At 60.9% G+C, this 10067-nt stretch carries 11 protein-coding genes; 2 read left to right on the top strand and 9 right to left on the bottom strand.

Going from position 1 to position 10067, the window contains the following annotated elements; genetic code table 11:
- Nucleotides 1-317: 317 nt before the first annotated feature.
- Both ACXAIC_RS22710 and ACXAIC_RS22705 read right to left on the bottom strand, forming a co-directional pair.
- Nucleotides 318-707: a VOC family protein gene (locus ACXAIC_RS22710; RefSeq protein WP_475186105.1), complete on the bottom strand. Its 390-nt coding sequence runs from the start codon at nt 705-707 to the stop codon at nt 318-320.
- A gap of 260 nt (nt 708-967) precedes the next feature.
- Nucleotides 968-1711 carry a DUF3299 domain-containing protein gene (locus tag ACXAIC_RS22705; RefSeq protein ID WP_475186103.1) on the bottom strand — a complete coding sequence of 248 codons (744 nt, stop codon included), beginning with the start codon at nt 1709-1711 and terminating at the stop codon, nt 968-970.
- 321 nt (nt 1712-2032) lie between these two features.
- Between ACXAIC_RS22705 and ACXAIC_RS22700 the strand changes: the two genes are divergently transcribed.
- The gene (locus tag ACXAIC_RS22700) at nt 2033-2704 is read left to right on the top strand and encodes a septation protein A (RefSeq protein ID WP_475186099.1); all 672 of its coding nucleotides are present in this window, start codon (nt 2033-2035) and stop codon (nt 2702-2704) included.
- A gap of 220 nt (nt 2705-2924) precedes the next feature.
- On the opposite strand, the gene ACXAIC_RS22695 is transcribed toward ACXAIC_RS22700, so the two are convergent.
- The 4 genes from ACXAIC_RS22695 to ACXAIC_RS22680 form a co-directional block, all read right to left on the bottom strand.
- Nucleotides 2925-3347: a hypothetical protein gene (locus ACXAIC_RS22695; RefSeq protein ID WP_475186113.1), complete on the bottom strand. Its 423-nt coding sequence runs from the start codon at nt 3345-3347 to the stop codon at nt 2925-2927.
- A gap of 180 nt (nt 3348-3527) precedes the next feature.
- Nucleotides 3528-3713 (bottom strand): 50S ribosomal protein L32, encoded by a 186-nt coding sequence (gene rpmF, locus ACXAIC_RS22690; RefSeq protein WP_207143138.1) that lies wholly within the window; start codon nt 3711-3713, stop codon nt 3528-3530.
- Between the two features lie 181 nt (nt 3714-3894).
- The gene (gene mtgA / locus ACXAIC_RS22685) at nt 3895-4545 is read right to left on the bottom strand and encodes a monofunctional biosynthetic peptidoglycan transglycosylase (RefSeq protein ID WP_475186111.1); all 651 of its coding nucleotides are present in this window, start codon (nt 4543-4545) and stop codon (nt 3895-3897) included.
- A 198-nt stretch (nt 4546-4743) separates the two neighbouring features.
- Nucleotides 4744-5961 carry a class I SAM-dependent methyltransferase gene (locus ACXAIC_RS22680; protein ID WP_475186095.1) on the bottom strand — a complete coding sequence of 406 codons (1218 nt, stop codon included), beginning with the start codon at nt 5959-5961 and terminating at the stop codon, nt 4744-4746.
- A gap of 163 nt (nt 5962-6124) precedes the next feature.
- Here ACXAIC_RS22680 and ACXAIC_RS22675 point away from each other — a divergent pair, with 163 nt between their 5' ends.
- Nucleotides 6125-7030: a polyprenyl synthetase family protein gene (locus tag ACXAIC_RS22675; RefSeq protein WP_475186093.1), complete on the top strand. Its 906-nt coding sequence runs from the start codon at nt 6125-6127 to the stop codon at nt 7028-7030.
- 45 nt (nt 7031-7075) lie between these two features.
- Here the strand turns inward: ACXAIC_RS22675 and ACXAIC_RS22670 are convergent, their stop codons facing one another.
- The 3 genes from ACXAIC_RS22670 to ACXAIC_RS22660 are packed head-to-tail and all read right to left on the bottom strand — an operon-like array spanning nt 7076 to nt 10058.
- Nucleotides 7076-8017 carry a prephenate/arogenate dehydrogenase family protein gene (locus ACXAIC_RS22670; RefSeq protein WP_475186092.1) on the bottom strand — a complete coding sequence of 314 codons (942 nt, stop codon included), beginning with the start codon at nt 8015-8017 and terminating at the stop codon, nt 7076-7078.
- Complete coding sequence (gene hisC, locus ACXAIC_RS22665; RefSeq protein ID WP_475186089.1) at nt 8014-9162, bottom strand: histidinol-phosphate transaminase; 1149 nt, start codon at nt 9160-9162, stop codon at nt 8014-8016. Before hisC ends, ACXAIC_RS22670 begins: the two co-directional genes overlap by 4 nt.
- On the bottom strand, nt 9159-10058 hold the full coding sequence (locus tag ACXAIC_RS22660; RefSeq protein WP_475186087.1) for a chorismate mutase: 900 nt from the start codon (nt 10056-10058) through the stop codon (nt 9159-9161). Before ACXAIC_RS22660 ends, hisC begins: the two co-directional genes overlap by 4 nt.
- Between the last annotated feature and the right edge of the window lie 9 nt (nt 10059-10067).

Raw genomic sequence — 10067 nt, 5'->3', positions numbered from 1 at the left:
GCTGGCCTCCTTGTCCAGCCCTCAGCTTGAATCACTATTCACCACAAAAGGGAACCCAAGACGATTCAGACTTTTTGGGAAATGCTCTAGACTTCTTCCAGTAGGCCGACGCTCGCAAAAGTGGTCGTTCAATGCAAATAGAACAATCGGCGGGAATGCGGACAAAGGTGATGTCGCTGCGCCTGCCCCGATGACTGTCATTGCCGCCAAGCAGGAATGCTACGCTTCACGTGGCCAGAACTTCGGGAGGGCAGAGACAAAACGGTGCCCTCGCACGACGGTGAGGATTTGAGGGCTCCAACTGCCATTCGTCACGATCAGCCCGCATTGCCAAAATAAACGAAGCTCATCTTGTTGCCATCAAGATCCCGGACATAGGCCCCGTAAAAATCTGGCCCGTATTGCGGACGCGGACCCGGCTCCCCCTCATTGGTGCCACCAGCAGAAAGTGCCGCTGCATGGGCCGCTTGCACCTCGGCCTCACTTTCGCATAGCAAGCCGACCATATTCCCATTGCCTGGCGTTGCCGCTTTCTTGTCAAACGGTGGCGTTACCCAAATCCGCCCGCCGCCACGCAGGCCATAGCAAAAACCATGGGGCATGAATTCCATGACCACCGTTCCGCCAATCAGAGGCAAGACGGCATCAAAATAAGCCCTTGCGTTTGGAATATCATTCGATCCAATCATCACATAATTTAGAGACATTCCCGCCCTCATCCGAACATGAACAAATAGTGAACTTATCATATCTCATTGGCTATGGGAAAACCTGGACATCCTCCGTCCGGATCGGACCCGGCGCCTGACTTTTCCATGCTTCTTGATGAGCAACTGGATCTTTCAGAACAGTTTACAATTCGCGGCCTGCGAAATTGGCATTCCGCGGCAGCGCCACGACATCAGAACATCCCGAAAGGGTCGAACTCACTCCGATCTCCGGTCCAGTCAATGCCGGGACTGAACCCTTACGGATTCCCCGCCCGCTTGCGTCTGAAAAACGACAGGAACGAGCGGCCCTTGCCGCCCTCTTCCGCCTCGCTGCGCAGGCGCACGCCGGTGACCTTCAGGTCGAACACGGCGACCATGTCCACCTGACCGTCCAGCAGCTCAATATTCTGTTTGGTCGGGTGGATGGAGAGCTGGCCGGTCAGTTCCACCGGCTCATAAACAGCCTCCGGCTGCCAGTCGGTCGCCAGCGTATAGCGGATGGTCTGGTTGGGATCGGGCGGCGGCATATGGCTGCACATGCCCGCTTCGGGCACCAGATAGCCGCTTGAGGCCGTTTTTCCGTTCTTGTCCAGAACCGGGATCACATAGCCTGGAATGACAACGTCCTGCCCATTCAGCGCCTCATTGCCGGCCATGATCGCCTTGGCCCGCTTCTGGGCGATCGATGCCATCTGGGACAAAAGCCCGTCCGTATCAACGCCTGACGCGGCCAGTTTGGCCTCGTCCCGGGAAAGCTGGTCCTGAAGCTGGGCGCGGATGCCTGCGTCAAGCGTGTTGCTGGCCAGCTCCTTGCGCAGCCGGTAGACCTCGCCAAGGGTGCGCAGCTGGGGGAGCGGCAAAACCTCGAACGGGTTCTTGAACTTGGCGGCCTTAGGGTCAACCAGATCCGGCCAGTCAACCTTCTTCGCCGCGAGGGCAGGCTGAGCCAGACCCAACAGCAGCGTCACGAACACCGCTTTTGAATAAAACGCCCTGCGCATGGGACGGTCTCCCCTGTCTCGAAGGTCACCCGACCCGCATATCAGACCCGGGCCCAGGGTGCACGGTCAATTGCTGGTGATGACAAAGGTTTCATATGGCCGTTTTGAGGCCTGTCTCCAGGGAAAACCCATCTCACTTGAGAGAGAACCATATGACCGGGGTTGGAGGTCTTGCGGATCAAGCTGCGAAGCAGAGCTGGAAAGAGGGGCATGAGATCGCTCCGGGCGGGAAATCGGGGCGCAATCTGGGTTTGAACCTTGACCCGCCTGCCCCTGTGCCCCTATCTGCCGGGAAACAAACCCAAAGAGAGCTGCAGCCCCATGGAACTGGAACACGCCCCGAATGACCCGACACGCAAGGAGCTGTCACCGCTTCTGAAACTGGCGCTGGAACTGGGGCCACTCGGGATCTTTTTCCTGTTCAACGCCCGGGGTGAGCAGATTGCCGCCGCCTTTCCCTTGCTTCAGGCCGTCGGCAAGCCGATCTTTCTGGCAACCGCCGCCTTCATGGTGGCCATCAGCGTGTCGCTGGCGGTGTCCCTGTGGCTCACCCGGCGGCTGCCGGTGATGCCGCTTGTGTCCGGCGTGGTGGTGCTGGTGTTCGGCGCGCTGACCCTTTGGCTGCATGACGATCTCTTCATCAAACTCAAACCGACCATCGTCAATTGCCTCTTCGGCGCGGTGCTGCTGGGCGGGCTTTTGTTTGGCAAATCGCTGCTCGGCTACGTGTTTGACAGCGCCTTCCGCCTGACCGATGAGGGCTGGCGGAAACTGACCTTCCGCTGGGGGGTGTTTTTCTTTGTTCTGGCGGCCATCAACGAGATTGTCTGGCGTAATTTCTCGACAGATTTCTGGGTCAACTTCAAAGTGTTCGGCGTCATGCCGATCACTCTGATCTTCACCTTCACCCAGCTGCCCCTGATCCATAAATATGCGGTGACCGACGAGGGCAGCAGCCAGGACCCGTCAGATGCCCCGAACACCGGCAGCTAACAGAACGGCATTCCGCCAGACACACGCCCTCAAACAAAGCATGCCGTGTTCAAGGGAATGTCAAACCGTTTTGTCAGTTGCTTTGACACCTTCGATGTGAGGCAGCGAAGGGCGAATCCAGCCAAACGCGATAGGCTCTGCAAGGTAGACCCGCACCTTGTGTCACTTCACGCTGGTATCAGACCCCGGACGCAACCGCTTCCGGGGTCTTTTCCGTTGGTCAGTAGCCATTCCCATGGCCGAAGGAGACATCCCGCCGGGCACCGGTGATGGAGACGGAAAAACCTGCAATCACGTCAATCAGGGCAATCACCATCAGAATGAAAAAGAGAGACGTTGCCGCCGGCTGCAACACCAGAAATTCCACCAGATAGGCCACGAACACGAGCACGGAAAACATGTGGTCCAGAAGCGCAGTGGAGCCGATGCGCGTCGCCTTCAGGATTTCGATGAACAAAAACACCAGGCCAAGCGTGATCAGAAGATCGCTTGCCAGAAGCTGAAAGGTCGCCCCGGAGACCATGGTCACCGAAATGACCGGCTCGGCCCAGAAGCCCGGATTGCCCGCCCCGGAGGTGAAGGCCAGGGCATTGTAGATCAGAAGGGTGAACAATGTGAAGGGAATGGCCGAGAAGAGGCGCATCATGAAGCTCCGGGTGATCCTGGGGGACAGTCTGCAGGCAGCCTGCCGAAAGTCGGTGGACAGCCGCGACCTGACACGATCAGCAAAGCGATTTCAAGGCAAAGAAAAAGGCCGGCCTGTCGAAACAAGGCCAGCCTCAATCCTGGTCTGCCATCCGGCGATCCAACCCGAAAACGATGCTTATGCGTCGTCTTTCGGGGAAAGGATCTGACGGCCCCGGTACATGCCGGTCTTCAGGTCAACGTGATGCGGGCGACGCAGTTCACCCGAATCCTTGTCCTCGACGTAAGTCGGCTGCTTCAGGGCGTCCGCAGAACGGCGAAAACCGCGCTTCATGCGCGAGGTTTTTCTCTTTGGAACGGCCATTTTGTTTTTCTCCGTGGTCCATAACCGCGCGGCCCGGACCGGGTTAGCCCGGGGCGTGGCGTCACGCAACGTGTTGGAATGCGCGGCGTTATACAGGCAACGCCAGCGTTTTGCCACCCCAAAGACGAAATTTTCTCAGTCTATTTATTCCATCCCCCCGGACCGCGCCAGCGGCACAGGCTCATTTCCCCAGAACACAGCCGAAAATCGGCCCTGCGGAGCCCACCCGCGCATGGTTCTTCGCAGATAGCCGCCGGTGCCCGGACGAGGGTTTGGCAGGGTTGCGGCCTTTTGGGTTGGGCAGGGCCGTTGCCAGACGCGCCGCCTCCACCGTGCTCAGATCCTTGGCTTTTTTGCCAAACCAGGCCTGGGCGGCAGCCTCGGCCCCGAAAATGCCCTCTCCCCATTCGGCAATGTTGAGATAGATTTCCAGAATGCGCCGTTTGGTCAGCATCGCGTCCAGCATCAGGGCGAGCGGCAGCTCCAGCACTTTACGCACATACGAGCGCTCGCCCCATAAAAAGAGGTTCTTGGCGGTCTGCATGGTGATGGTGCTGGCCCCGCGCGGGCGTTCGCCCTCGCTGAGCGCGGTCACCTGATCCTTCAGGAGGCTCCATTCCACCCCGTTGTTGGAACAGAAGCGGCTGTCCTCGGAGGTGATCACCGAGCGGATGAGATTGGGTGAGATGTCCTCCAGCGGCACCCATTGCCGGTCAACCCACAGGAACTGGGCATAGCGGGCCACCATCAAGGTACTGACCGGGGGCACGACGGAATAGAGCACGGTCAGGGCCGGTGGCAGCAGCAGGACCAGCACAAGCGCCTGGATCATCCGCTTGCGCAAATGCGGCCAGAGCGGCAGGGCCCCGGCCACAGGGCCGGACGCGGCCGCGCCGGATCCGCGGCCGGATTTCCGCTCAGCCTTTCGGGCCTGTTTCGCTCCGGCAGCGCCGCTGGCTTTCCGCCCCTTTGCGGAGGCGGATTTTCCGCGGCCTGCCGGGGCCTTGCCCGCTGCTCGTGCCCGTGCCATTCAACTCCCGTTCAATTCCCGTTCCGCATCGACCATGAAATCGCGTGTGACCGGAACGGCATCCCGTTCTTTGGACAACAACAGCTGAAACACCATGTTTGAGCCGTGCAAAAAACCAAGTTCCACAGCACAGAGATAAAATTCCCACATGCGGCAGAAGGCCTCGTCATAAAGTTCTGCGGCTTCGGCCCGCTTGTCCTGAAACCGCAGCCTCCAGTCCCGGATGGTATAATAATAGTGCAGCCGGAGGATTTCCGCATCGCACACCCATAGCCCAAGCCGCTCCGTGGAGGCAAAAACTTCCGATAGGGCAGGCACATATCCGCCGGGGAAAATATATTTGCGGATGAAGGGCCCGGTGGTGCCCGGCGGCGTCATGCGGCCGATGGAATGCACAACCGCAAAGCCCTGGTCCGTCAGACACTCCCGGATCTTGCCGAAATAGGCATCCAGATGGCCGATGCCCACATGTTCCATCATGCCGACGGAAATGACCCGGTCAAACCGGCCTTCAAATTCCCGATAATCCTTCAGCACAAAGCGCACCCGATCCTCCAGCCCGGCGGCGCGCACCCGCTCTTCGGCAATCTTGACCTGTTCCGGCGAGACATTGAGCGAAGTCACTTTCGCACCGGCTTCGGCCATGCGGATGGCCAGCGAGCCCCAGCCGCCGCCGATCTCCAGCACCTCCATGTCCGGGCGCAGGTCCAGCTTGGACACCAGATGGGTGAGCTTGGCCGCCTGCGCGGCCTCAAGGCTCTGATCCGGGGTGGTGTAATAGGCACAGCTGTAGTTCAGCCCCTCATCCAGAAACAGGCGGTAGAGATCAGTCGACAGGTCATAATGATGCCGGGCCTGGGCCTTGGCCCGTTCCACGCTGTTTTTCTGCTGCCGCCGGCGCAGCGCCTTCCAGCCCTTGCGCAGCAATCCCTGCACCGGATGGGCACCAAGCGGGGCCCGGTTGATGGAAAACAGGAACATGAAGTCATAACATGTCGAGCCCTCCTCCATGGTCAGCGTGCCGTCCATATAGGCCTCGCCCGCCGCCAGCTCGGGATTGAGAAAGAGCGAGGTGTGCAGTTTCCTGTCGTGCAGACGGATGGTCACTGTGGGCCCGTCGTCGCCGGAGCCGAAACTGTGCAGAACACCACTGGCATCGTACACTCGCATACGCCCGCGTTTGATGAAGGACCGCAACAGGCTCGACAGCAATTTCATAAAGATCACCTTTGGAAAAGACCCCAGGCCGTGAGCGGGACGCCCCCGGCTTTGACACTTGAAACATCTGATTTTTCAAATTCCGGTCTTGACGATACAGGGATTTGGTTTCAGGGAAACCCGGACTTTGGCAAAGCAGGCAGAATTCTGCCCGGAGTGGACCGTGACATTTGATCTGAAGCAGCACCTGACGACCCAGGCCCGCCAGGTGGAGGCCGCCCTCGCCCGCGTCCTGGACGGCGCCGTACTGGAAGGCGAAATTGTCCGGCCCGCGCGGCTGCTGGCGGCCATGCGCCACGGCGCGCTGAATGGCGGCAAGCGCCTCCGCCCTATTCTGGTGATGGAGACGGCAAGGCTGTTCGGCCGGGCGGATGACGGTGTCGTGGAAGCGGCCTGCGCTCTGGAACTGATCCACTGCTATTCGCTGATCCATGACGATCTTCCGGCCATGGATGATGACGACCTGCGCCGGGGCCAGCCCACGGTGCACAAGGCTTTTGACGAGGCCGCCGCGATCCTGGCGGGTGACGCCCTGCTGACGCTTGCCTTTGACGTGATTGCCGGTGAGGCAGTGCACGCGAATCCGGGGGTGCGGCTCAGCCTCAGCCGGGATCTGGCCCGCGCGTCGGGCCTTGGCGGCATGGCGGGCGGGCAGATGCTGGACCTGGAGTCTGAGCACCGGGAGCGCAGCGAAGCGGAAATCCGCCAGCTGCAATCCATGAAAACCGGGGCCTTGCTGCGCCATGCCTGCCGGGCCGGGGCCGTGCTGGCAGATGCCGGTCCTGCCGACATTGACCGCCTGACCCGCTTCGGCGACGTGATCGGGCTGGCCTTTCAGCTGGCCGACGACCTTCTGGATGTGGAAGCCAGCCCGGAAGCAATGGGCAAGGCCACCGGCAAGGATGCGGAGGCGGGCAAGGCAACCCTGGTCGGCCTTCTGGGCACCGGCGCCACCCGTGCCGAGCTGACCCGGCTGCGGAACGAGGCCGACGCCCTGCTGGCGCCTTATGGGGAGGCCGCAACGGCTCTGCTGGCGCTGGCCGATTATATAGTCACCCGCCAGAGCTGACGGAGTGGGCCGGAAGCGGAGCGTAACGCAGGACTTGCCGAGTATCTATTCCGCAGGATCTTTCGGATCTGTGCCGAGGCGGCCGAAATCCGGGGCGTCGGTTTCCTGTCCCGCCTCGATGATCGACCGGCGAATGCCGCGCGTACGGTTAAAAAGGTCAAACAGCATGTCGCCGTCCCCCCAGCGGATCGCCCGCTGGACCGCCGACAGATCTTCTGAAAAGCGCGACAGCATTTCCAGAATGGCGTCCTTGTTGTTCAGACAGACATCCCGCCACATGGTCGGATCTGACGCCGCCAGGCGGGTGAAGTCGCGAAAACCGGACGCGGAATATTTGATCACTTCGGATTTGGTAACCGCCGCCAGATCATCGGCCGTGCCGACAATATTGTAGGCGATCAGATGGGGCAGGTGGGAAACGATGGCCAGCACCAGATCATGGTGCTTGGGGTCCATCACATCCACATTTGAGCCGCAGCCCTCCCAAAAGGCCTTAAGCTTGCCGAAGGCGGCCGGATCGGTCCCTTCCGGCGGTGTCAGAATGCACCAGCGTTGCTCGAACAGCGCGGCGAAGCCTGCATCCGGGCCGGATTGCTCTGTTCCGGCAATCGGGTGACCGGGAATGAAATGAACCCCGTCCGGGACATGGGGGCGCACCTGATCGACGACCGACTGTTTGGTCGAGCCCGCATCGCTCAGGATGGCACCTTTCTTGAGCGCAGGCGCAATCCACTTGGCCACTGCCTCGTTGGCGCCCACCGGAACACACAGGATAACGAGATCGGCGTCTTCCACAGCCACCGCCGCATCCAGCTCATAGCAGTCCCCAAGACCAAGCTCTTCGGCCCGGCGCAACGTGTCCGCAGAACGGGTGGACACCGAAATCTCCTTCACCAGACCCCGCTCACGGGCGGCAAGGGCAATGGAAGACCCGATCAGGCCGATCCCGATCAGGGCCAGCCGGTCAAAAAGGGGAGCACCAGTCATGTATTCTTGTTCTGCCTTCCGGCTTTTCCCAGAAAGTCTTTCAAATGTGCCACAACCGTCCGGTTGGCCTCTTCCGTACCGATGGACATGCGCAGCGCGTTGGGCAGGCCGTAATTGGCCACCCGGCGCAGCACGCAGCCACGCTCCAGAAGATAGGTATCCGCATCGGCGGCCTGCTTGCCCTTCTCGTCCGGGAAATGGATCAGCACGAAATTACCGACACTCGGCGTCACGGTCAGACCGAGCTTTTCCAGTTCCCCGCTCACCCAGGGCAGCCACGTCTCATTATGCTCGACCGCCCGGGTCACAAAGGTCCGGTCGCGCATGGCGGCCGTCCCGGCGGCAATTGCCATGCCGGACATGTTGAACGGGCCTCGGATCCGGTTCATGGCATCGATGATGTGAGCCGGACCGAAGCCCCAGCCGATGCGCAGATTGGCAAGGCCATAAATTTTTGAAAACGTGCGGGTCATGACCACATTCTGAGAGGTCGCTGCCAGTTCCAGCCCGCTTTCATAGTCGTTCCGGCGCACATATTCACCATAGGCCGCATCCAGAACCAGCAGCACATGCGGGGGCAGGCCCGAATGCAGGCGCTTGACCTCCTCAAAGGGCAGATAGGTGCCGGTCGGATTGTTCGGATTGGCCAAAAAAACCATCTTGGTCCGGTCCGTCACCCGCGCCAGCAGCGCATCCACATCGGTGGTCAGGTCTTTTTCCGGCGCAACCACCGGGGTGGCCCCGGCAGCCCGGATGACAATTTCATAGACCAGAAACCCATGCTCGGAATAGACCGCCTCGTCGCCCGGAGCGAGATAGGCATTGGCCAGCATGGTCAGAACCTCATCGGACCCGGCGCCACAAATGATCCGCTCCGCGTTGAGGCCATAGACCTCCGCAATCGCAGCTCTGAGTTCCGCCGAACTGCCATCAGGGTAAAGCTCCAGATGGGCGGCAACCTCCCTGGCCGCCTCAACCGCAGCCGCACTTGCCCCCAGCGGGGATTCATTCGACGACAGTTTATGCAGGGTCTTGCCATGGGTGCCCTTGGACTTTCCGGGCACATAGGCGGCAATATCCAGCACACCTGCTCTCGGTTCTGGGCGGTCCGGCGTCCTCACCGGCATTTCCTTCACTGTCGTCATGTCGTCCCTATCACTTCATCCTTGCCGCCTCCCGCCGGCAGGTCGGCGCTGCCGAACTCGTCGTCAGCATCCCCTTCCGCATCGATCGGCGCCGCATAACCGCCAACCCGCCGCAAGACACCGGGCTCAGCCCCGGCCTTTTGACAGGCGTCCCGGACATCTTCCTCGCTAAGGTCTCCGGAAATCGCCAGAAGGGCATCCACCCCGTTGGCGGAGCGGAAGAAACTCATCACCTCAATGCCCTGATCCATCAGTCGGCCGGGCAGAAGATCCGACCAGCGGGCATCATACACCGCAATATCGGCACTCTCCGCGAGACTGTCCGCCTTGCCCAGCACCAGGGCCGGCAAATCGGCGGGCCGCTCGTCCAGAACCACAAAGGGCAGCCGGGCTTTCACAAGAGCGCCGGTCTCGCTCAGACCCCTCCACCAGGGCAGATCCGCCCGGTCGCTGAGCGCAACAAGGCCGATGCCAGCCCTGGACAGGGCCACGGCATCCACCACATCGGCAGCATCGCTGCAAGGGTCCAGCTCCACCGAAAAGCCGAAATAGAAGCGGGCGAGATCCAGCATCTCGATCAGCTCGGCCCCGCCATCCAGAAATACGGTCACATCACCCTGCAGCCCGGTGCAGGCGCAGATAATATCCCGCCACAAATGCTCCACCGTGGCCAGGGGCAGGACGCCCCGGTGCCGCTCGACCATCTGGCGCATGCTGTCGGCATCCCGTTCCGGATGGTGAAACCCGGATGGCACACCCGTGGCCATTCCGGCTGCGCGGATTGCAGTTTCTGCGTCAGCCCGGGCGATCAGGGCCTGATGGATCTCAGCGTCAATCCCGTCAACGCGCGCGCGCAGATCAGCAAGGGTCTGCCCGGTCTCCGGTGCTTGCGGCATATTCGCTCC

Source organism: Roseibium sp. AWQ4_254, from assembly GCF_056161025.1.
This window is presented reverse-complemented; position numbering and strand designations above follow the sequence as displayed.

What these genes read in the sequence shown, in the direction of transcription:
- ACXAIC_RS22705 (WP_475186103.1), bottom strand. Translation starts at nt 1,711, where the DNA reads ATGCGCAGGGCGTTTTATTCAAAAGCGGTGTTCGTGACGCTGCTGTTG.
- mtgA (WP_475186111.1), bottom strand. Translation starts at nt 4,545, where the DNA reads ATGATCCAGGCGCTTGTGCTGGTCCTGCTGCTGCCACCGGCCCTGACC.
- ACXAIC_RS22700 (WP_475186099.1), top strand. Translation starts at nt 2,033, where the DNA reads ATGGAACTGGAACACGCCCCGAATGACCCGACACGCAAGGAGCTGTCA.
- ACXAIC_RS22710 (WP_475186105.1), bottom strand. Translation starts at nt 707, where the DNA reads ATGTCTCTAAATTATGTGATGATTGGATCGAATGATATTCCAAACGCA.
- ACXAIC_RS22670 (WP_475186092.1), bottom strand. Translation starts at nt 8,017, where the DNA reads ATGACTGGTGCTCCCCTTTTTGACCGGCTGGCCCTGATCGGGATCGGC.
- ACXAIC_RS22695 (WP_475186113.1), bottom strand. Translation starts at nt 3,347, where the DNA reads ATGCGCCTCTTCTCGGCCATTCCCTTCACATTGTTCACCCTTCTGATC.
- ACXAIC_RS22660 (WP_475186087.1), bottom strand. Translation starts at nt 10,058, where the DNA reads ATGCCGCAAGCACCGGAGACCGGGCAGACCCTTGCTGATCTGCGCGCG.
- ACXAIC_RS22680 (WP_475186095.1), bottom strand. Translation starts at nt 5,961, where the DNA reads ATGAAATTGCTGTCGAGCCTGTTGCGGTCCTTCATCAAACGCGGGCGT.
- rpmF (WP_207143138.1), bottom strand. Translation starts at nt 3,713, where the DNA reads ATGGCCGTTCCAAAGAGAAAAACCTCGCGCATGAAGCGCGGTTTTCGC.
- hisC (WP_475186089.1), bottom strand. Translation starts at nt 9,162, where the DNA reads ATGACGACAGTGAAGGAAATGCCGGTGAGGACGCCGGACCGCCCAGAA.